17 protein-coding genes are annotated in these 21,215 nt (G+C 42.0%); 10 read left to right on the forward strand and 7 right to left on the reverse strand.

What is annotated here, in order from left to right; all coding sequences use genetic code 11:
- Nucleotides 1-81 precede the first annotated feature (81 nt).
- Both gcvP and gcvH read right to left on the reverse strand, forming a co-directional pair.
- On the reverse strand, nucleotides 82-2,946 hold the full coding sequence (gcvP, locus tag ACXJY6_RS10405; RefSeq protein ID WP_458768278.1) for an aminomethyl-transferring glycine dehydrogenase: 2,865 nt from the start codon (nucleotides 2,944-2,946) through the stop codon (nucleotides 82-84).
- Nucleotides 2,947-3,070: 124 nt separating this feature from the next.
- The gene (gene gcvH, locus ACXJY6_RS10410) at nucleotides 3,071-3,451 is read right to left on the reverse strand and encodes a glycine cleavage system protein GcvH (RefSeq protein ID WP_456050152.1); all 381 of its coding nucleotides are present in this window, start codon (nucleotides 3,449-3,451) and stop codon (nucleotides 3,071-3,073) included.
- Nucleotides 3,452-3,694: 243 nt separating this feature from the next.
- Between gcvH and ACXJY6_RS10415 the strand changes: the two genes are divergently transcribed.
- The 4 genes from ACXJY6_RS10415 (at nucleotide 3,695) to ACXJY6_RS10430 (ending at nucleotide 8,511) form a co-directional block, all read left to right on the forward strand.
- A complete protein-coding gene (locus tag ACXJY6_RS10415; RefSeq protein WP_458768279.1) occupies nucleotides 3,695-4,318 on the forward strand; it encodes a helix-turn-helix domain-containing protein in 624 nt (207 codons plus the stop codon).
- A gap of 241 nt (nucleotides 4,319-4,559) precedes the next feature.
- Nucleotides 4,560-5,693 (forward strand): glycine cleavage system aminomethyltransferase GcvT, encoded by a 1,134-nt coding sequence (gene gcvT / locus ACXJY6_RS10420; RefSeq protein ID WP_458768280.1) that lies wholly within the window; start codon nucleotides 4,560-4,562, stop codon nucleotides 5,691-5,693.
- Between the two features lie 103 nt (nucleotides 5,694-5,796).
- Nucleotides 5,797-6,903, forward strand: a complete 1,107-nt coding sequence (locus tag ACXJY6_RS10425) for a S1 family peptidase (RefSeq protein WP_458768281.1) — start codon at nucleotides 5,797-5,799, stop codon at nucleotides 6,901-6,903.
- A 171-nt stretch (nucleotides 6,904-7,074) separates the two neighbouring features.
- Complete coding sequence (locus tag ACXJY6_RS10430; protein WP_458768282.1) at nucleotides 7,075-8,511, forward strand: S1 family peptidase; 1,437 nt, start codon at nucleotides 7,075-7,077, stop codon at nucleotides 8,509-8,511.
- Between the two features lie 106 nt (nucleotides 8,512-8,617).
- On the opposite strand, the gene ACXJY6_RS10435 is transcribed toward ACXJY6_RS10430, so the two are convergent.
- Entirely contained in the window at nucleotides 8,618-9,088 is a 471-nt protein-coding gene (locus ACXJY6_RS10435; RefSeq protein ID WP_456050156.1) for a CreA family protein, read from the reverse strand.
- Between the two features lie 122 nt (nucleotides 9,089-9,210).
- Here ACXJY6_RS10435 and ACXJY6_RS10440 point away from each other — a divergent pair, with 122 nt between their 5' ends.
- The 3 genes from ACXJY6_RS10440 (at nucleotide 9,211) to ACXJY6_RS10450 (ending at nucleotide 11,543) form a co-directional block, all read left to right on the forward strand.
- The gene (locus ACXJY6_RS10440; protein WP_456050157.1) at nucleotides 9,211-9,714 is read left to right on the forward strand and encodes a hypothetical protein; all 504 of its coding nucleotides are present in this window, start codon (nucleotides 9,211-9,213) and stop codon (nucleotides 9,712-9,714) included.
- Between the two features lie 107 nt (nucleotides 9,715-9,821).
- Nucleotides 9,822-9,983, forward strand: coding sequence for a hypothetical protein (locus ACXJY6_RS10445; RefSeq protein WP_456050158.1), 162 nt, complete (start codon nucleotides 9,822-9,824; stop codon nucleotides 9,981-9,983).
- Nucleotides 9,984-10,349: 366 nt separating this feature from the next.
- Nucleotides 10,350-11,543: an acetate/propionate family kinase gene (locus ACXJY6_RS10450; RefSeq protein ID WP_456050159.1), complete on the forward strand. Its 1,194-nt coding sequence runs from the start codon at nucleotides 10,350-10,352 to the stop codon at nucleotides 11,541-11,543.
- A gap of 88 nt (nucleotides 11,544-11,631) precedes the next feature.
- On the opposite strand, the gene ACXJY6_RS10455 is transcribed toward ACXJY6_RS10450, so the two are convergent.
- A complete protein-coding gene (locus tag ACXJY6_RS10455; RefSeq protein WP_456050160.1) occupies nucleotides 11,632-12,261 on the reverse strand; it encodes a DUF2238 domain-containing protein in 630 nt (209 codons plus the stop codon).
- A 163-nt stretch (nucleotides 12,262-12,424) separates the two neighbouring features.
- Between ACXJY6_RS10455 and ACXJY6_RS10460 the strand changes: the two genes are divergently transcribed.
- The gene (locus tag ACXJY6_RS10460; protein WP_458768283.1) at nucleotides 12,425-13,063 is read left to right on the forward strand and encodes a DNA-J related domain-containing protein; all 639 of its coding nucleotides are present in this window, start codon (nucleotides 12,425-12,427) and stop codon (nucleotides 13,061-13,063) included.
- 47 nt (nucleotides 13,064-13,110) lie between these two features.
- Here the strand turns inward: ACXJY6_RS10460 and ACXJY6_RS10465 are convergent, their stop codons facing one another.
- The 3 genes from ACXJY6_RS10465 to ACXJY6_RS10475 form a co-directional block, all read right to left on the reverse strand.
- The gene (locus ACXJY6_RS10465) at nucleotides 13,111-14,760 is read right to left on the reverse strand and encodes a P-loop domain-containing protein (RefSeq protein ID WP_458768284.1); all 1,650 of its coding nucleotides are present in this window, start codon (nucleotides 14,758-14,760) and stop codon (nucleotides 13,111-13,113) included.
- Nucleotides 14,761-14,869: 109 nt separating this feature from the next.
- Nucleotides 14,870-16,729 carry a putative bifunctional diguanylate cyclase/phosphodiesterase gene (locus ACXJY6_RS10470; protein ID WP_458768285.1) on the reverse strand — a complete coding sequence of 620 codons (1,860 nt, stop codon included), beginning with the start codon at nucleotides 16,727-16,729 and terminating at the stop codon, nucleotides 14,870-14,872.
- A gap of 475 nt (nucleotides 16,730-17,204) precedes the next feature.
- Nucleotides 17,205-17,822, reverse strand: coding sequence for an arylesterase (locus ACXJY6_RS10475; RefSeq protein ID WP_458768286.1), 618 nt, complete (start codon nucleotides 17,820-17,822; stop codon nucleotides 17,205-17,207).
- On the opposite strand from ACXJY6_RS10475, the gene ACXJY6_RS10480 reads away from it, so the two are divergent.
- Both ACXJY6_RS10480 and ACXJY6_RS10485 read left to right on the forward strand, forming a co-directional pair.
- Nucleotides 17,821-18,498: an ABC transporter ATP-binding protein gene (locus tag ACXJY6_RS10480; protein WP_456050165.1), complete on the forward strand. Its 678-nt coding sequence runs from the start codon at nucleotides 17,821-17,823 to the stop codon at nucleotides 18,496-18,498. The genes ACXJY6_RS10475 and ACXJY6_RS10480 overlap by 2 nt on opposite strands.
- Nucleotides 18,499-20,925, forward strand: a complete 2,427-nt coding sequence (locus tag ACXJY6_RS10485; RefSeq protein WP_458768287.1) for an ABC transporter permease — start codon at nucleotides 18,499-18,501, stop codon at nucleotides 20,923-20,925.
- Nucleotides 20,926-21,215 lie beyond the last annotated feature (290 nt).

A 21,215-nucleotide genomic window follows, 5' to 3' on the forward strand; every position in this document is an offset into this window, starting at 1 on the left:
GCGTTCGCCTTTTTACTTAAGTTAGTTTTCAACTCGGTTATCACAGTTTCCAACTTGGTTATCTGTGATCATCACTGATCTCTACTCTTCGTAATTCTCAATACTCGGGCATGAACAAATCAAGTTACGGTCACCATAGACATTATCGACACGGTTCACGGTTGGCCAGTACTTCGACGCCTTAGTTTGTTTGGTTGGGAAGCACGCATTTTCACGAGAATAAGGGCACTCCCAGGTCTCGGATGATAAATCAACTTGAGTGTGAGGCGCGTTAACCAATGGGTTATTTTCGATTGGCCATTCACCGGCTTCCACTTTGTCGATCTCGGCACGAATGGCGATCATCGCGTCACAGAAACGATCGATCTCTTCAAGATCTTCAGATTCCGTTGGTTCAATCATCAACGTACCCGCAACTGGGAACGACATGGTTGGCGCGTGGAAACCAAAATCCATCAAACGTTTTGCAATATCTTCTTCGCTGATGCCGCTGCTTTCTTTCAACGGACGAATATCGATAATACATTCATGAGCAACACGCCCATTGCTGCCACGGTAAAGAACCGGGTAGTGTGGCAATAAACGCTCCATCATGTAATTGGCGTTTAAAATCGCGACTTGTGTGGCTTCGGTGAGACCTTGTTCACCCATCATAGCGATGTACGCCCAAGAGATTGGAAGAATGGATGCACTGCCTAGATCTGCTGCTGATACTGCGTAATCGCTTCCTTCTACACCATTTTCAATGTGACCCGGTAAGAAAGGCGCAAGGTGAGATTTCACCCCAATTGGGCCCATTCCCGGACCGCCGCCACCATGAGGAATACAGAAAGTTTTGTGTAGGTTTAAATGCGACACATCTGAACCAATAAACCCAGGCGACGTAAGGCCGACTTGCGCGTTCATATTAGCGCCATCAAGGTAGACTTGGCCGCCAGCAGCATGAACTAAATCGCATACTTCGCGAACGTGCTCTTCGTACACGCCATGTGTCGATGGATAGGTGATCATGATGCTCGCAAGATTGTCTTTGTGTTTCTCAATCTTCGCGGTTAAATCATCAATATCGATGTTGCCATCGGCATCACACTTAACCACGACCACTTTCATCGACACCATAGAGGCTGTCGCTGGGTTAGTTCCGTGTGCAGAACTCGGAATTAGACACACATTACGATGGCCTTCACCTCGGCTTTGGTGATAACGCTGAATCGCAATCAGTCCCGCGTATTCGCCCGATGCCCCTGAATTTGGCTGTAGAGAAAAATCGTCGTAGCCGGTAATTTCACACAGCTTCTCTTTTAAATCTTTTGCTAATGCGGTGTAACCCGCCGCTTGCTCAAGGGGAGCAAATGGGTGAATCGCACCGAACTCAGGCCAAGTAACAGGAATCATCTCTGCCGCGGCATTGAGCTTCATGGTACAGCTGCCCAGTGGAATCATGCCGTGGGTCAGCGAGAAGTCTTTGTTCTCAAGCTGTTTTAGATAACGCATCATTTGGGTTTCGCTGTGATGCGTGTTGAATACGGGGTGAGTTAAGTACTTAGATTCGCGGCGACAGGCTTCAGGAATCGCGGCAAACTCATTGTCGGCAATCGCTGAAGACAACGCTTCGATGTTTTCCTTCACGTCGAAGATAGCAAACAACGCCGCGATATCCTCGGTAGTGGTGGTTTCATCTAAGCTGATGCCAAGTTTACCCGGTAGCAAACGTAAATTGATGTCGGCGGCTTGTGATTTTGCATAGAGCGCATCGGTGTTGTTCGCTGTGTTTAGCGTAATAGTATCGAAGAAGCTGTTGTACTCGAGTTCGTAACCAGACTTTGTTAAGCCAGCCGCCAAAATTGCGGTCATATGATGAGTACGACGAGCAATGGTACGTAATCCTTCTGCGCCGTGGAATACCGCGTAGAAAGAGGCCATATTTGCCAGCAACGCCTGCGCGGTACAAATGTTCGAGGTCGCTTTCTCACGGCGAATGTGCTGTTCGCGAGTCTGCATCGCCATGCGCAGCGCTGGGTTACCGTGAGTATCGATAGACACACCAATTACTCGGCCGGGCATGGTACGTTTATGTTTATCACGTGTCGCCATAAATGCGGCGTGTGGACCACCATAACCAACGGGGACACCAAAACGTTGCGCCGAACCAATCACGACATCAGCGCCCATTTCTCCCGCAGGCTTAAGCAGTGCGCAGGCCAGTAAATCAGTCGCAACGGCAACAAGGGTTTTGTTGGCTTGGGCTTTTGCAATCACATCCGTAAGGTCACGAACCTGACCTGTGGTGCCAGGATATTGAATCAAAGCGCCGAACACATCCTGTTCAGGAAGCGAGTCGAGTTCGCCAACAATGACCTCAAACCCAATGTATTCGGCACGAGTTTTCACCACTTCTAGAGTTTGCGGATGAACATCGTCGGCAACGAAGAATACTTTGCTCTTACTTTTACCAGCGCGCTTACACAAGGTCATGGCTTCTGCTGCCGCTGTAGCTTCATCAAGCAGCGATGCGTTGGCGATTTCCATGCCGGTAAGATCCATCACCATTTGTTGATAGTTCAGTAACGCTTCGAGTCGGCCTTGAGATATTTCTGGTTGATACGGCGTATAAGCAGTATACCAACCTGGGTTTTCCAGCACGTTCCGTAAAATTACGTTGGGTGTGAACGTGTTGTAATATCCTTGACCGATAAAGGTACGCTTAATTTGATTTTGCTGAGCAATGGCTTTCAGCTCGCTCAGCATCTGAGATTCACTCATAGGTGCGGCTAATGACATTGGCTGCTCTAGACGAATCGACTGAGGCACTGTTTGAGCAATGAGCGCATCTAGGCTATCAACGTTAAGCGTTTCAAGCATGGATTGCTGATCCGCTGAATTAGGGCCATTGTGGCGTGAGACGAACTCATTTTGAGTCGAAAGACGATTCAGTAACTGTGTCATTATTCCGGTACCTTGGTAAATCTAGCGTTGCACTTCAACCACCGTAATAGGTTGGTGGTTGACGATATTGAAAACAGCAAAAACTACTTTTACGTTAAAAGCAGTGTTCACCACCTCGAAATTATTACTCGTCTTCGATAGCGGCGAAGTAATCTTCAGCCGATTTTAGGCCATCAAGTTCTGCAAGGTCTGCTGCTTTGATTTTTACAATCCAACCGCCTTCGTATGGTTCTTCGTTGATAAGCTCTGGGCTGCCTTCGAGATCTTCATTAACTTCGATAATCGTGCCATTGATAGGCATGTAAATTTCAGACGCTGCTTTTACAGATTCAACAAGTGAGAAGTTATCGCCGGCTTCTGGCTCGGCATCGACTTCTGGTAATTCAACAAATACCACGTCGCCAAGCATTTCTTGAGCATGCTCGGAAATACCCACCGTGACAGTACCATCGCCATTATCGCGAACCCATTCGTGGCTTTCAGTAAACTTCAACGTATTGTCCATGACAAATTCTCCAAATAATCAAATCAAAAATAAGGGGTAATAAACGCACAACTATAGGCGTACTCAACATGTCGATAACATACCTTTTCAACCTGCAATATTCAATTAAAATTTCCAATAGGAAACTATGTTTCTCTTGCGTTTATGGGTTAGGTGCATTTTTCACGCCAAGCCGTTATGATATAGGGGAGTGTGACTCGTATGATTTACCGTATAAAAATGACTAAGGTCGAGGATGGTAGAATGCAAGATGAAATATTTGATGATTATCCTTCATTGTTGCTAGAAAAAGATTCAGCAGAGGAGAATATTCAGCCTCTAAAACTCGGCCAACGAATTAAAGATATTCGGTTGAATCTTGGCCTTACTTTGGAAGAAGCAAGCCAGAAGACGGGTTTGGCACGCTCTACGTTAAGTAAAATAGAGAATGAGCAAATATCACCAACGTTTCAGGCTATGCAAAAACTCGCCAATGGGCTAGCGATAAATATGCCTCAACTATTTGAACCGCCTAAGAAAATCATTGCAACTGGACGCAGAGATGTCACCCGTTCTATGCAAGGGAAACCGCATCCTACTCCAACGTACGAACATGAGTTACTTGCTACTCAATTATCGAACAAAAAAATGATGCCATTTAAAACACAGGTGCGTTCGCGAACTTTTGAAGAGTATGGTGATTGGGTTCGTCATGATGGTGAAGAATTTCTTCTAATCTTAGAAGGAGAGGTGACTTTTTATTCTGAGTTTTACGAACCCGTAAACCTCACGAAAGGCGACAGTGTTTATTACGATGCAAATATGGGACACATGTTGATTTCTGTCAGTGAAAAAGATGCAGAAATCCTCTGGGTGACGGCTAAATAATTCGTTTCTTATAAGATACTTTTCTAATAAATCACTATTTCAGTGCTTGAATTGCCCTGTTTTCGCACTCTTCTTCTTTAAATATCTTACCTATTGCTATGTATTAGCGGTTTTTAAGTAGAAAAATGGTTAAATAGTTTCAATTTTCTCATTCTTGTTTATTATTGGAAACACACAACATCTTAAGTTGGTCATCTATTGTGGCCAGTCTTAACCCATTTCATTGGTATGGAGAATTGTCATGGCTAACGAGCAGCAACCGAGTACGTTGTTAAAGACCCCGTTATATGATTTACATGTTGAAGAGGGCGCGAGAATAGTGCCGTTTGCGGGCTACGAAATGCCAGTGCAGTATAAATTAGGTGTAAAGAAAGAACATTTACACACTCGTGATGCTGCTGGTTTATTTGATGTTTCCCATATGGGGCAATTAACGTTGACCGGTGAAAACGCTGCGGCAATGCTCGAAAGTTTGGTTCCCGTTGATGTGATTGATCTTCCATCGGGTAAACAGCGCTATGCTTTTTTTACCAATGAACAGGGTGGCATTCTCGATGATTTAATGGTGGCGAATCTAGGCGATTGTTTGTTTGTCGTGGTGAATGCAGCGTGCAAAGAAGCTGATATCGCTCATTTGAAAGCAAACCTAAAGCCAGGCGTTACTTTAACCGAATTGGATGATCGTGCTTTAATTGCTCTGCAAGGTCCTCAAGCTGCTTCGGTACTTGGAACTCTAGCACCTCAAGTATCCGATATGGTGTTTATGGATATCGCACGAGTGACGCTTGAAGGAATTGACTGCATTGTCAGTAGAAGCGGCTATACTGGTGAAGACGGTTATGAGATTTCGGTTCCTAGCCAAGATGCAGTTGCACTTGCTAAATGTTTAACAGCGTTCGAGCAAGTGGAATGGATCGGTTTAGGCGCTCGAGATTCACTGCGCCTAGAGTGCGGTTTGTGCTTGTATGGTCATGATCTTGATGAAACGACAACACCGATCGAAGCGAGCCTGATTTGGGCTCTAAGCCCAGCTAGGCGCGCAGGTGGTGTACGTGCCGGTGGTTATCCCGGGGCATCGATTATTCATGATCAACACGCAAATAAATCTGCGGCTCGCAAGCGTGTAGGACTGATAGGTGAGACTAAAGCACCGGTTCGAGAAGGAACGCCATTGTTTGATCAAGAGGGTCAAGCTATCGGAATGGTGACCAGTGGGACGACTGGACCAAATGCAGGTGTACCTGTATCGATGGCGTATGTGAAGAGTGATTTCTCAGCTGTTGGAACCAAAATTCAAGCGGAAGTTCGGGGGAAAATGTTACCGATGACCGTAAGTAAGATGCCTTTTGTACCGCAGAGTTACTATCGCGGGTAAGACACGTATCATGCAATTCTGTTGATAAAGGGGAACATGATATGTTCCCCTTTTCTATAGGGTATCGTATTATGACAAGAGTTAATTTCGCTAGGACGAATCTATGATAAAACGTCATTTATTGACTTTGGTAGCCGCGCTTTGTTTTGTAAATACGACAACCGCAAATGACCTCTCCACGTATATTGTGAATGGAGAAAGCACATCGCTTACCGAGCATCCTGATTTCGCGAGTTTGTTTTTCGATAGTATTGATTATGATGGGCTCTATGCTGGTCCATATTGTGGTGCGACAGTACTAAGCCAGACTTTTATTTTGACCGCGGCGCACTGTATTTTTGATGGGGATGAACCTAACGAATACAGCATGTTGTTTACTACCGTTGGACAAACTAATGATGCATCGAATTTTCCTGACTCGGTGACGACAGTTCGTGCCAAAAAGTTTTACTATTACAGCTCCTTTAGTGGAACAGATTCTGACTTATGGGCTGATGATATTGCCATCATTGAATTGGAGAGTAGCTTAAATAGCAATGCGACTGTAAGCACGCCATCAGATGAGTCTTACCGCAATACGAGTAATAATTTTGTCACTATTGGATTAGGCAAAACCGATGATAATGATGATATTGATGACAATACTTTATTATCTGCCAACATGACGTATATCACTAATGCAGCCTGCCAAGACGCATTATTCGCAGATTATAGCGCGGGGTATAGTGGCTTGTTTACCAACAAGCAAATTTGTTTTGAGGGAGCTGACTCGAGTAGCACTACAAATGGCCTCGTTGCTGGTGTTTGTTCAGGCGATTCAGGTGGCCCTATATATTACGAAAATGGTGGTAGCTTTACTCAGGTTGGAATTACCAGTTTTGGACCTAGTGAATGTGGTTCGACAACGGTGACGTCATACTACACAGAAGTGGCGGATTACACTGGATGGATAACAAGTGTTATGAATGGAAGTTACGATTCCAGCACAACGAGTGTGTTTACCGCAACAGATAATAAACGTTCGGCGTATTTATCCTTCGGCTTTTCCGGTGGTTCATCTGGTGGTTCAGATGGTTCTTTTCAAGTGATCTCTTCGTCATCAGCGAGCTCTGGTAGTATCAATACTCTAGGGTTATTACTTATGGCATGCATTGCATTAATACGCCGTTTCAACATATTTTCTTGCTTCTCAAAAGGTAAAGGTAAATAAGGTTAGTTATTATTGGAAGTCATAAAATTGACTTTCGACTCGTTTTTATAATGGTATGTTAGCCGTGCGATGTTTTTGAGGCTTGATATGGTAAGGGGATCACTAGGTGTTCCCCTTTTATTTTGTCTAGAGTATGATGGTGTCAATATTTTAGCGTGGGGACATGCCATCATGAAACGCCAGTTAACGACTCTACTTTCAACGTTCAGTTGCTTACCAGCTGTAATGGCAATGGATCTTTCGACCTATATCGTAAATGGTGATGAAACGTCACTTACCTCATATCCCAACTTCGCCAGCCTATTTTGGGACAGTGTTGAATACGATGGAACATATCGTAGTGCATCGTTTTGTGGTGCTACCGTCCTAAGTGATACTTTCGTTTTAACGGCTGCACATTGTATTTTTGATGACGAAGATATTGATCAAGAATATATGCTCTTTACTGCCGTTGGACAAACTGATGACATGTCTAACTGGTTAGATACCGTAGATACCGTCCGCGCTTCAAAGTTTTATTATTTCACTTCTTTTGATAATTCTGGCTCAGATTTATGGGCTAATGATATTGCTATTATTGAGCTTGAGAGCAGCTTAAACAGTGCAGGAATTGTAACCATGCCTGCTGATGAATCATATCGTGACGAAGAAAATAGCACTTATGTGACTATCGGATTAGGTAAAACTGATGACGATGATTTAACGTCTGACAATACCTTGCTCTCAGCAAATATGAACTATATAGACAATGACGGATGTAAGTCATCTCTCGCGTCGGATTATGGCACGAATTACAGTGATAGATTTACCGATAAACAGATATGTTTTGAAGGTTCAGATAAAGATACAACAACCAATAATCTAGTGGCTGGAATTTGTTCTGGAGACTCTGGTGGCCCTATCTATCATGTTAGTGGTAGCACATATACTCAAGTCGGGATTACGAGCTTTGGTCCATCAAGATGTGGTAGTAAAGACGTGACTTCCTACTATACTGAGCTAGCTGACTATATTGGTTGGATAGAAGGCGTAATGGCCGGCACTTACGATTCAAGCGTTACATCAGTCTATGTTGCAACGGAAGCAAAACGAGAAGCGTTTGTTAACGGTGAACCACTAGATGATGTTTCAGCGATTGATGATTCTTCGGATACATCAGATGAAAACACGTCAGATGATGGTGCTTCGAGTGATGACACTTCAGGTGACAATACATCAGATGATGGGGCTTCGAGTGATGACACTTCAGATGACAGTACATCAGATGACGGGGCTTCGAGTGATGACACTTCAGATGACGATACATCAGATGACGGGGCTTCGAATGATGAAACTTCAGATGATAATACGTCAGATGATGAGGCTTCGGGTGATAACACTTCAGATGACAATACGTCGGATGACAATGCTTCGGACGAAGATACATCGGAGAGCACTTCAGATGAAGACCCTGCAGATGAAGACTTTACCGGTGACGAATCATTAGATAACGATATCGTAGCCGCATCGGCAAGTGGCGCTGCTGCTGGTGCTATTCACGAGGTTGGTTTATTGCTGATGGCGTTGGTTGCTGTTATTCGTCGCGTGAGAATGCGCTCAGTTCGTTAACGAGCGCACAAAGTTACAGGCATATCTAAATGAAAAGGGATCTAGAGCGGCCTGAAGTAATATTGTCGCTCTAAATCTTTACTGCTTGTGTTGGCTTTCGATTTCGTTATGGTTTTGGCTGTGGCTCAGTATAAGCAGGAGTACCCCAAAGCGGAACCGTCGACAAACTGTGCTTGAAGCTACCAGAGGTTTCTTTGGTTGAGTATGAAACATACAACAAAGTTTGCGTATCAGCGTCTAAAATTCTACGAATCTTCATTGTCTTAAAGAAAATACTTTTCGATTTTTTAAAGACCACATCACCTGAATTAGACTTGTCAATTTTAGCAATCATTTCAGCGGTAATCGGACCGGTTTGACGACAAGCGATTGAAGAATCTGATGGATCTGCAAGACTTAAATCCGCCTCAATACTCGCCACGTGACAAGTCACGCCTGTTACTATGGGATCAACAAGGTTATTAATTTTAATATCTTGAGTTGTGAACAAGCCAAGACTCACATCACCTACTTCACTGTTATCACAAGCGCTTAGCATTGTTGCGAGAAGAGGAGCAAGCAGTAAAGTTTTTTTCATAACAATTTCCAACTAACTGAAGTAAAGGTCATAATAGCAATATCACTGACTGAATGAAACGTGACTTATTTAAGTCTGACCTTTGTTGAGTAATATTTTTAACCAATATTATACGGAACAATATGAGAGATAGTGCTAATGCCATTGTAAAACTAAAAAATCAATGGCTACGTCAGCAAGTCGAGGTAGAGCATCCAACCAAAGAAAGCCTTGCTGGATGTGATTTATATATGGAACAAGAGAAGCATTATTTGTGTGAAGCATGGTGCCCGTTACCAATATTACCACAGTACCTTGACGACATTTACTTGGTTGATTTTCATCGATTAACAGTGACATTTGCGCTATTGCAAGCAGAAAAATATGATAGTGATTTAGATAAAGGCCACATTATCGAGTTTCTTACTCAAGTTATCTATTCCGAGCCATGTGAGTTATATCTTGGTTATGAAAATGGTGATCCTGTCGCTTGTGCCATAGTGACATTGAAAGACAATGATCTACTAGTATCAGATGTTGTAGTAAAGGCAAACAGTCAGTTTGGTGATATAAATAATTTTGTTGCGCAGCTTCATGCAAAACTGAACGTCTCTTCAGAACAACTCCAGTGCTATATCCAATACTAAGAATGTTGAGACTTAATGTAAATTTAAGTAATTGGAGTAGCGCTGATTCTTAAATTTTAGTAAATTTAATGAACAGCGTTCAATTAGATTCTTAATAAGGGGATTAGATGCTTAGATTTATTGCTGTTGGAGTATTGGTGACGATACTATCGGGTTGTGTTGGACATTGGGGGCCAACGCATGGTCGAGGTGGTGGTAAGCCAGTGTACCACGATACTGGGCATCATAATGTTCAGAAGAAAGGGGTTCGAGAGCGTCGATACCGCTAGCCTCTGCAAATCAATTGAGTTGTGCTGTAATTGCATATGTATTCTTTGCAGCATTTCTTCTTTTATCACTTCCTTATTTTCAAACCTTAAAGTTATAACGATCATATTAAAATATTTTTGAATGTGATAATTCTCATATTTTTCTAGATTTAACATTTCAGTAATGAACGGTGTGTTCTTTGTACTATTTATTTACTTTTAGCCAAAAAATAATTAATTTTTTGAGTTAGATCATACAAATGATTATAAAAAAAATGAATAGATTAAAAAAAAGTTGAGTATTTCAAAAGATATTGAATAATGGGGTATGTAAGATGGAGAAGCGGAGCGCTTCTTAATTAATCCGCAAACAGGAATGTACCCCCCATGTCAAATTCGTATGTATTGGTTATCAACTCTGGTAGTTCATCGCTAAAATTTGCTGTCATCGATTCAAATTCTGGTGATGCAATTGTGAGTGGTTTAGGTGAATGTTTTGGTTTACCTGAAGCTGTAGTGAGCTGGAAATATCAAGGTGAGAAAACAGAAGAAGCTATCTCTCATCCAGACAGTCATCACCAGCATGCCATAAATCGTATTGTTGCTCTTGTTGAAAGTTTAGGGTTTGATAAAGATATTGTTGCGGTAGGACACCGTATTGTTCATGGTGGAGAGAAATTCACATCTTCAGTTCGAATTGATAACACGGTACTTGAAGAAATTGAAAGCCTAAGTGATTTAGCGCCGCTGCATAACCCCGCTGGTGCTATTGGTGTTCGTGCCGCTATGGAGGCATTTCCTAGCTTACCTCAATTTGCTGTATTTGATACTGCATTCCACCAAACCATGCCAAAACGCGCTTTCACTGGTGCGATTGCCAATGAGCTTTACACTGAATATGGTATTCGTCGCTATGGCTTCCATGGCACTAGCCACTACTTTGTCAGCCGTGAAGCTGCAAAAATGCTGAACAAGCCCGCAGAAGAGTGTAACTTAATTACTGTTCACTTAGGTAATGGCGCATCAGTGTGTGCCGTGAGAAATGGACAGAGCTACGATACTTCAATGGGCTTCACTCCGCTTGCTGGTTTGATGATGGGCACGCGTTCAGGAGATTTAGATCCAGGTATTATTGAGTTTCTATTGAAGAAAGGCTGGGAACCTGAAAAAGTTTTTGAAGTGTTGAATAAAAAGTCCGGCTTCTTGGGTGTATCAGGCCTAACCTCTGATGCTCGAGGTATTCAAGATGCAATGGCCGAAGGTCACGAAGGAGCAACGTTAGCATTTGAAGTCTTTACTTATCGTGTTGCTAAATACATTGGTTCTTATTTAATTCCACTAGATAGCTTAGATGCAATCGTATTTACTGGCGGCATCGGTGAGAATGCATTGCCTATTCGCCGTGAAATTTTGAAAAAGCTTAAAATTCTTGGATTTGTCGAAGATGAAGCTGGAGACGAACAGGCTAGATTTGGTGAATCTGGCGTGATTGCTCGGTCGGAAATGCTTGGTGCGGTTGCATTAGTTATTCCTACCAATGAAGAGTTGGTCATTGCTCAAGATTGTATCAATCTTCTGTAAGTTCATTTAGAACATTGACGTCATTAAGAAGCCCGCAGTTATCGCGGGCTTTTTTACGTTCTATTAGAGCGATAGTTAATTGTGACTCTTATTTTAGGAATAATGAAACATAATCTCTTGTCCAAAAGTTGGCTTTAACGGCAAACGGGATGAAAGCAAGAGCTAAGACTGCCCCCAGTGTATCGCATAGCATGTCTTTTTGTGCATCCCAAATATCCCCCTGAGAGCCCAAAAAAGCTATCCCAGCATCTCCGCCAGCAAGTACCGCATACCACCATTCAATAATCTCGTAGCCAGCGGCAAGGCTCATAATGGACAACAAACCCACAAGAGTGGCTAATTGTGTATTACAGTATTGTTTTCTGATTAAATATTCAGCGATGGGGAAGGCATAAAGCCCGATAGAAAAGTGCGCGACGCGGTCAAAATTGTTTCGCTCTGACCCTATTAGATTGTTGAACCAATCAAACGGCACTTCCGCAAAGGTATATCGAGCACCAATGGTATGTAAAGTAAGCCAAGCAAACATAAATAAGTAACTTGCGATACTAAATTTGAATGAGAAGCTGATTACCCAAACTAAAGAGAGTATGGCGAAAACAGGTATCATTTCAGCAAGCCAAACTTCCATCGATGCTGGACGCCAAAGTGAAAAAAGCACTAGCAACAGGAAACAACATGAGAAAATCGACAGTGGTTTGGGGACTCGTGAGAACATAATTCATCCAGCTACATCATTAAAATCTCATTATGCTACCCAATCGAACAATGTACAATTAATTTTTTGATCTTAACCTCAGATATTGCGTGTTATTGATTTGAACAGTCGACAAACTTAGACGATTGCAGTTCAATAGTGGGATTGCTAGGAGGCAATGTTGATGAGTTCGATCCAAGATACGATAGTGACAGAACAAGCGTTGATGGATAATCCTTTAGTTTGGCCTATCTTTGACGTGCTGCGTAGTGAGCCGAAAATTTGGAAAGTGCATACGCTCGCAGCGAAACTAAATGAACAGGGTTATATTTCCGATCTTGATGCGTCACCAAACCGAGATATGTTTAAGCGAAACTTTCTCATCATGAATGGCTTATACCAGCTTCAAGAGGCGCTGTTACCCGACAACTGGCTGCAAGTTAACTCGATGAATATTGTATTGTCATCTCAAGAATCTGCTACAGATAGTCAACGGATGGGTATTGATGTTGAAGACCCTTTACGTAGCTACTATACCGATTGGGCCAACTACGAAACATCAGATACAGAAGTAAAGCGTTTGTTGAATCAATTTTGGCAGCAGTACCGTGATTATGTTGGCTGTGGTCCAGCGCTCAATATGGACCGGACTCATGCGCTGAATCTTTTTCAGTTATCTTCCGACGCGAGTTTCTCAGATATTCGAAAACGTTGGCGAAAACTCGCTTTACGTTGGCATCCTGATAGAGATGATGGTGATGTTGAGCAGTTTAGGCTTATGTGTGAAGCTTGGCATGTGTTAAGACACAATGACCAAGCTTAATTCGCATTTGTACTCTGTCTATAGGCTCGTTGATAGAGAGGCATAGTTTAATTTGATAAGAACTGCGCTTTTCTCAATCGATTAAGCGCCGCTAAAATATCGATGCTTCTAGGTTTGGCAAGATCGCCATGTGGCGGCATTCTAGCGTACCAATCATCGTCAAGCATGGCTTCAAAGCAAGAAGTTGGTACAATATTTTGACCTTGTTGTACTAACTGGAACCATAGCCAACCTATTGCGTTAATTTCTTGGTTAGATTCAAGCTGCTCTAGTGCGGTTAAATCAATAGATTCAGCACCAAAACGGAGAAACTTCTCTCCTTTTGAAGATACGCGATATTTACCTTCCTTGAGCAACTTCTCTAGAGGATTAACTCGAATCGAACGGGCATTTGGAAAAGAGAGTTTCGCTTCACTTTCATTGGTACGCGTTGAAGGATGAAGCGCGACCACTTGTTTCGCTTTATCAGTGAGATCCAGCGCATTGTAGTCATGCATTTGAATGACACAATCTGCAAGATCCAAATAATCTCCCGACCCACCCATAACGATAATTGTCGATATATCTGCTTCTTCTTTTAGTTGACCGATTCTATCGACTAAAGGAGTAATGGGCTCGTCACCTTTGTTGACCAAAGCCTGCATTCTCTCATCACGGATCATAAAGTTGGTTGCTGAGGTATCTTCGTCGATCAAAAGTGTTTTTGAGTTTGCCTCTAACGCTTCTTGCAGCCAAGCAGCTTGCGACGTTGAGCCAGAAGCATCTTGTGTGCTAAAGCAGTGAGTATCACGCTTTAGTGGTAAATGATTGATATAATTTGAAATATCAAGCTCATGAACGCAGCGTCCATCTTCAGCTCGGATTTTTACAGCACTTTCATCTGTGACTACAAATTCACGACCATCTCCGGGAATGTGGTTGTAGATGCCTTTTTGTAACGCAGTGAGAAGTGTAGATTTTCCATGGAAACCGCCACCAACGATCAAGGTTATCCCTTTCTTTAACCCCATTCCGCTAATTTTGCCATGATAAATAGAGTCGAGATCTATTTGCATTGATTCAGGCGATTGAAAAAGGATAGCCTCTTTCATTGGCGTGTCACTGTTACCCGATGTTCGCGGTAATAGACTTCCATTGGCGACAAAGGCAACTAGCTCATGTTGAGCAAGTTGCTCTCTTAGATAGGCCTGATCTTCAATGACTTCGCAGTGACGTTTGAGGGCTTCAATGTCCAATTCACGTTCGGAAGTACTACGGCGAATATATTTTGGTAAGTGAAAGGTGAGGAGGTTGACGGCTTTTTTACCTAAAATATCTCGTCCTTCAGCAGGCAGGTTTACGCGAAATCTAAGTTCGATACCTTCTTCAGTAAAAACGACAGAGGTACTATTTAGCACTACTTGTCCGCTGCTTGCCATTTGCAATGCATTGTCTCTATGGGCCAATTGAGCAAAATGACGAGCGATGTAATCTCGAGCTGCGATTTGGTACTGTTGCGATTTTTCTCTCAACCATCCAAGTCCACTCGGAGCCCATGGCTTTATGCTACGAAACCTCGATGATGAGGCATAAGGGTCTGCTTGGACATGATCAATGATTAGGGAGAAATCTCCAAATTCATACTGGCCTTTTATCTTCTGATAGGCGCGAAAGTTCTGTTTTTCTAATGGTTTAAGAATTGAGATTAAATGATCCATGGAGCCTTTCGCTGTTGTTGAACAAAAAAATTAGAGTAAATGAATACTCTAATTTTAAATTTGAACTGATTATAGCGAATGCAATGGAACTGGGGTAGTACAAACGTACTCAGTGACGCGTCCATGTTTGGCTAAAAGACGGATATTGATTGATTAAGCCATTTTCAAAATCGTCAGCGGGCATTGGATGACCATATAAGAAACCTTGGTTATAGTCACAGCCTTCTCCCATAAGAAAGGCTTCTTGTTCTTTCGTTTCGACTCCTTCAATAATCACCTTCAGCTTTAGAATTTTCGCAATTTGGATTATTGAACGCACAATTTCCCGATCGTCTTCACTATGTTCAAGTGGATGAATAAAGCTTTTGTCGATTTTTATGCAGTCAAACGGAAACTTTTTTAAATAGTTGAACGAAGCATATCCAGTACCAAAGTCGTCGAGTGATATTGTAACGCCAAGTTTGTGCAATACTTTTAGAGTGTCAGACGCTATATGTTCATCTGTGATTAAGCTGCTTTCGGTCACTTCAATCTCGAGGAAATGAGGTGGCAGTTTGTAATCCTTAAGTAGCTGCTTAACTTGCTCAACAAATCGAACATCTTTTAACTGTTTAGCCGAAATATTGACAGCCATCTTAAAGTCATTAATGTGGCCAACCCATTGGCTCGCTTTTTCTATCGCAGTTCTTAGAACAAAGCTCCCGACTTCAAAAATAAGACCATTTTTTTCCGCCATATGGATTAATGTTTCAGTGGATATATCGCCTAATGTAGGGTGACTCCAACGTAACAGGGCTTCTGCACCAGTCCAGCGTTTACTTTTCGCACAAACCTTAGGCTGAAAATAAAGCATGAGATCTTCATTGCGAACCGCTTGCAGCAAGTAATCTTCCAATTGATGGTGGTGAGATTGGGAGTCAGATAGTGCTTGAGAATGATAACAGTGACTCAATCCGGAATCTCGACATGACAACATTGCAGAGGATGCTTGATCAAGTATCTCATCGACGGATGAACTGTTATGTGATGTAGAAATCCCAATATAGCTGTGTAAATGGGTTACTTGATTATGAATATTAAAAACAGACTTGTTAATTGCTAGAAGCTGGGAACAAATTGACTCAACCTGATGATGGAGATTGTGAGAACGAACCAACAGCGCAAGATCGATGGAATTTGGGCGTGCTATTTTTATACCAGTGGTATTTTCCAGTATTTTTAGGCGATCGTGGTATTGAGTTAATACCGTTTCCCATTCTTTATAGCCAAATCGCGTTTGTAGGCTTTTGGCATTGCTAAATCCAATATGAATAAGTGCAAATGGTTGCACATTTTTTGTGTTGGAAAAGTGATTTTTTAACTCAACTTCTAAAGCGAATCGATTAAGAAACCCTGTCCCTGTATCGTAATATCGATGGTAATTGAGTTCTTCTTCGACACTTTTTCGTTTAATAATCTCTTGATTTAGCGCGTCGGTGACTAAGTTACATGGTGTATCTAGCGCCGTTGACAGCTCTTGCCCGCAACTAATCTTAAGTTGATTAATTTCTATCTCTTGTATTTCCATTTTCAATTGAGCTTCAATAATCAACTTATAGCTATTGAGAAGTAGGTAATGCGAATCTTGTAGTTGGTGCGGTTTATTATCAGCAATCAGTAGTAAACCAAATGGTTTTAGTTGAGGATCACACAAGGCTATGCCGCAATACCAAATGGATTCAGACTTTTGAATTATTTGACCTTCCATGAATTCGTTGCAGGAAGTTGGCGTTAGCGAATGGAAAAGAGCGTTTTTAATGCTCTCAACATCAATATGGTTAGTATCGCCGACTTGGTTAAGATTTTTACTGCGACAAATGATCTCTGTGCGTTCGTCTTGGCAGAGAACGATTTCGATCGTTGAAACATCCAAATAATCAGATATTGAATCGACAATAATGCGCCAGTTACCAAATAGTTTCTTCATCATGATTCGGTCACTGAATTATAACTAAAGCACGAAGTGAACCTCTGAGAGCGTTTGCCTCAGAATAATGTACACCAGTAACTAAAGTGCCTGTTTTTGTTTCTATTACCTTCATCTTGCTCGAAATGTTTCTTTGAAAAATAAGTGGAAATATTAGCAAATATTCACATTTTAAACATCGCATATAAACATGATTATTAATAACCTCTCAAAAATGAGATGTATTTTTCATTTGCTACTTTGGAGAGAATAAGTCTTTCAGACGAGACATGAGGATATATATAATTTTGTTCAAGCTGATTTAAATAAAATATTATAATTTTCAGCTCGTTATGTTTAGAGATAATAAGTTACTTAATATGGTAGAACTCAGTCTGCGTTAACACTATTGTAAATCTTGGTAAATATCATTGAGTTAACGCAGTAAATATATTGTTGTAAACACTAGTAAATGCAAACAATTCCTATTGTCGTATAATTAATTAGTTGTCGAACTTTGGATTATAGGCGCAAGGTGTGTTGCCATAAATTGAGCAATCCATGGTTGGGCAAGCTCATTCGGGTGAATGCCATCTTGTTTCATCCAGTCAGGTTTTGTAATCACACCTTCAAGGAAAAATGGTATTAGGTTGATACTATTTTCTTTGGCCAATTCTGGGTAAAGATTCTTGATAGAGTCGCTGTAGCGTTGACCATAGTTGGTTGGAATTCGGATTTGCATCAGAATTGGGGTTGCACCTGATTGCGCTACAAGGTCAATGATTTTCTGCAGGTTGTTTCGAGCAATCGAAGGGTTAAAACCTTGCAAACCATCATTAGCACCGAGCTCTATCAAAACAAATTGGGGTTGGTGATGACTGAGCAAAGAAGGCAGACGGATCACCCCATTGGCAGTGGTGTCGCCTGATACGCTACCATTGATGACAGTAACAGGAGTATCGAGTTGTTCCATTTCTTCAATTAATAATGTTGGCCATGCTTTTTCAAATGCCATTTGGTAGCCGGCGCTTAAGCTATCACCAAGAATGAGAAGCGACGAACAGTGCGCTTGTGCTGATAAAATAAATAATGACATAAAGGAAATCAGTCGAATCATGAATTCTCCAATTATTGCAGTAAATTCAGTAAAAAAAATAGTCTCTACTAATGAAGAACAATTAACAATCATTTCTGATGCAAATTTTGAGATTTTTGCTGGAGAGAGTGTGGCGATAGTTGGGACTTCAGGGGCAGGTAAGTCGACATTAATGACGTTAATCTCCGGATTGGATACCGCGAGTGAAGGAGACGTCGCGATTATGGGTAAGTCGATGAATGCGATGGACGATGAACAACGTGCTCAGTTAAGAAGTCAGTCAATAGGGTTTGTTTTCCAAAGCTTTTTACTTATCCCTACCTTAAGTGCGTTAGAAAATGTGACATTGCCTTCACTTTTACGAGGAGATAATGAAGATCCAGTGCGAGCAACAAAATTGCTTGAACAGGTGGGCTTAGGTAAACGTATTCACCATTTACCTTCTCAATTATCTGGTGGTGAACAACAACGCGTAGCTATTGCTCGTGCTTTTATGCTTAATCCACAAATCTTATTCGCTGATGAGCCTACAGGAAACCTAGATAGCGCTACTTCAGACAAAATCATAGAGTTACTGTTCTCACTCAATCAGTCAAATGGAACAACCCTCGTGTTGGTGACTCACGATCTTGCGCTTGCTGCTCGCTGTGATCGACGATTACATATGGAATCTGGTGTATTGCGGGAGGTCGAATAGATGAACGCTTCACTAGCAAAAGCTTTATTCCGATGGAGTTGGAAAGAAGTACGCCAAGGTGACTTATGGCCTGTTTTAATGGCGATGATTTTGGTTGTCGCGAGTGTATTTGCACTTTCGTCGTTAGCGTACAGGATGGAGCAAGTCGTCATCAAACAAGGCAAAGATGCGTTGATGGCCGACATCGTTTTTGTTTCATCGAACCCTATTCCTGCAACACTGCTCGATCAGCTAGAAGAAAGGGACTTAACTTCAAGCTTAATGACTCGCTTCACCAGCATGATGTTTGTGGGTGATGAAATGAAGCTCGTGACGGTAAAAGCGGTAGAAAATCTTTTTCCGTTGCAAGGGAATTTAGTTCTTGATCAAAATGGGACGGAATTTTCTTCTGTTTCCTCAAGTCAGTTATGGCTAGATCCTGAACTAGCCGCGTCTTTAAAGGCTAAAACGGGAGAAGAAGCAGCCGTTGGGGATTTTGCCGCGAAGGTTTCCGGTGTCATTAGCGAGGAGCCTGGATTAAATTTCAATCCTTTCCGTCAACGACCCACCGTATTTATGCACGCAAGCGACATTGATAAAACTGGGGCAACACAAATTGGCAGCCGTGTTCAATACCGCCTTTTTATTGATGGTGATGCCGAGCAAATAGCATTACTCAAGCAGGGGGTGGAATTAGGACCGGGAGATGAATGGCGAGATACTGATCGGCGCAGTCGTACCACGGATATTTTTACCAAGACGCAGCAATACCTATCGTTGGTGGTCGTTATTGTCGTTCTCATGGCAAGTGCAACGCAGTTTTTAACCTGTCATCACTATGCGCAATCTCGTCGTAAAACAATCGCAATGCTGAAAAGCTTGGGAGCAAACAAACGTTGGCTTTCAGCGTGGTTATTCACACAAATTGCAATACTTCTTTCTGTGGCCATGGTTATTGGTGTCGCACTTGGGTTGGGTTTTGAATATATCTTACGGATTCCTATGGCGGATCTTCTTCCCGATCCATTACCTTCTCTTGGTAGCCAACCATTCACAGTGGCGATATTGACTTGTATTGCAGTCTCTATACCGGCAATGGGGATACCTATTTTACGTTTGATCAATCTACCTGCAATGGCGGTTATTCAAACGGTGCAGAATACACGATTTGATCCGAAGTGGTGGCTATTGTTGCTACCTACGATTGTGGTTGGATTGGTCGCTTACGGCAATAACCCAATAATATGGTTAATTATTCTCGCTATTGTCCTGCTGATTGTGTTGCTAGGGTGTATTAGTTTGGGCTTGTTTAAACTGATGGGTTATGTGACCGTGAGAGCTCCTCTAAAACTAGCACTTAGCCGTATAAACCGAACCCCCGTAACTTCGGGGATGCAATTGGGATCATTGACCTTATCTTTGTTGCTCCTAACAACATTGTGGTTAGTAAAAAGTGATCTACTTTCTGATTGGAATCGTGTCATTCCTGAAAATGCGCCGAATGTTTTCGCATTTAATATTGCCGATCAGGACAAAGACGCGTACCAAGCGAAGTTACAAGGATTGGATTCTTCTCCGATGTTTCCTATCGCTCGCGGTCGTGTCACTCAAATTAATGGTTCCGATGCCAAAGAATACGCGGGAGGAGAACAAACTAGTGACTCTTTGAGGCGTGAAGTCAACTTTACTTGGGCAAATGACCTTCCCGAATATAATGAGGTATTAGAAGGCGAGTGGGTTGGAAATGGTGGGGTTTCTGTTGAATCTGAAGTCGCATCAGATCTTGGCCTAAAACTGGGTGATCGTTTAACTTTTGCGATCAATGGTCGCGATTTTAGTGCTAAGGTCAATTCTATTCGTCAGGTCGAATGGCGTGAAATGAAACCTAATTTCTACTTTATTTTTACGCCCGATGTGATGGCTGAGTTTCCAGCTACCTGGCTGGTGAGCTATCGAATCAGCGATCAGGAAAAAGAACGGCTGAACGAATTGTCAAAGATGTATCCTACTGTGAGTGTTGTGGATATGTCGTCGATGTTGGAGAAAATTCAAGGCTTGCTGAATCAGATAGTCTCCGCCGTTTCCATTTTGGCATTATTTGGTGTCGCTGCAGGGGTTCTGTTAATTGCGACATTACTGAAGCTAAGTTTGGCCCAACGAACTCAAGAGATGTCACTCTATAGAATCTTAGGATCGAGCCGTAAAACCATCACCATGACGCTATGGGCCGAGTTCGGTGTAATGGCGCTTGTCGCAGGATTGGTTTCCAGTATGATCTCTGACTTACTCAGTTCATTGATTATGCTACAAGTGTTTGACAGTGATCCTCAATGGCATATTGATCTTTGGCTTATAACACCTGTAATAACATTTATCTTATTGATTTTAGTAGTTAAAAATAGTATTTATAAGATGGTTTCATCAAGATATCAACAGCCTTCGATCTAATCGTTCTGGATCTTTTCTCAGTTATCCACAAAATCAGTGGATAAAGTTTGGGATAACTGAAGCAGTGAAAAGATCCAGAATTCAGATAGGCTAAGCGGGGTAACGCTTTGCGACTTGTTAGTATCTTAAGGAAGGTTAAATTCGCTGTTTTATCTACCCCTAGTCAAGGTTTTTTTTAAAAAATTATCTTCTCAGAAATGGGATTATAGTGTTCGATAAAGATAAGTATAAAATGTGATTCAGCTCCCACGTTTTAGACACTATACTAGAGTGATTATCGTTAACGAGGT

The organism is Vibrio phycocola (assembly GCF_054404255.1).

Excerpts from the sequence above, each read along its gene's own strand:
- ACXJY6_RS10425 (WP_458768281.1), top strand. The coding sequence starts at position 5,797 with ATGATAAAACGTCATTTATTGACTTTGGTAGCCGCGCTTTGTTTTGTA.
- gcvH (WP_456050152.1), bottom strand. The coding sequence starts at position 3,451 with ATGGACAATACGTTGAAGTTTACTGAAAGCCACGAATGGGTTCGCGAT.
- ACXJY6_RS10480 (WP_456050165.1), top strand. The coding sequence starts at position 17,821 with ATGAATTCTCCAATTATTGCAGTAAATTCAGTAAAAAAAATAGTCTCT.
- ACXJY6_RS10455 (WP_456050160.1), bottom strand. The coding sequence starts at position 12,261 with ATGTTCTCACGAGTCCCCAAACCACTGTCGATTTTCTCATGTTGTTTC.
- ACXJY6_RS10475 (WP_458768286.1), bottom strand. The coding sequence starts at position 17,822 with ATGATTCGACTGATTTCCTTTATGTCATTATTTATTTTATCAGCACAA.
- ACXJY6_RS10415 (WP_458768279.1), top strand. The coding sequence starts at position 3,695 with ATGCAAGATGAAATATTTGATGATTATCCTTCATTGTTGCTAGAAAAA.
- ACXJY6_RS10470 (WP_458768285.1), bottom strand. The coding sequence starts at position 16,729 with ATGATGAAGAAACTATTTGGTAACTGGCGCATTATTGTCGATTCAATA.
- gcvT (WP_458768280.1), top strand. The coding sequence starts at position 4,560 with ATGGCTAACGAGCAGCAACCGAGTACGTTGTTAAAGACCCCGTTATAT.
- ACXJY6_RS10465 (WP_458768284.1), bottom strand. The coding sequence starts at position 14,760 with ATGGATCATTTAATCTCAATTCTTAAACCATTAGAAAAACAGAACTTT.
- ACXJY6_RS10460 (WP_458768283.1), top strand. The coding sequence starts at position 12,425 with ATGAGTTCGATCCAAGATACGATAGTGACAGAACAAGCGTTGATGGAT.
- ACXJY6_RS10445 (WP_456050158.1), top strand. The coding sequence starts at position 9,822 with ATGCTTAGATTTATTGCTGTTGGAGTATTGGTGACGATACTATCGGGT.
- ACXJY6_RS10450 (WP_456050159.1), top strand. The coding sequence starts at position 10,350 with ATGTCAAATTCGTATGTATTGGTTATCAACTCTGGTAGTTCATCGCTA.
- ACXJY6_RS10435 (WP_456050156.1), bottom strand. The coding sequence starts at position 9,088 with ATGAAAAAAACTTTACTGCTTGCTCCTCTTCTCGCAACAATGCTAAGC.
- gcvP (WP_458768278.1), bottom strand. The coding sequence starts at position 2,946 with ATGACACAGTTACTGAATCGTCTTTCGACTCAAAATGAGTTCGTCTCA.
- ACXJY6_RS10485 (WP_458768287.1), top strand. The coding sequence starts at position 18,499 with ATGAACGCTTCACTAGCAAAAGCTTTATTCCGATGGAGTTGGAAAGAA.
- ACXJY6_RS10430 (WP_458768282.1), top strand. The coding sequence starts at position 7,075 with ATGAAACGCCAGTTAACGACTCTACTTTCAACGTTCAGTTGCTTACCA.
- ACXJY6_RS10440 (WP_456050157.1), top strand. The coding sequence starts at position 9,211 with ATGAGAGATAGTGCTAATGCCATTGTAAAACTAAAAAATCAATGGCTA.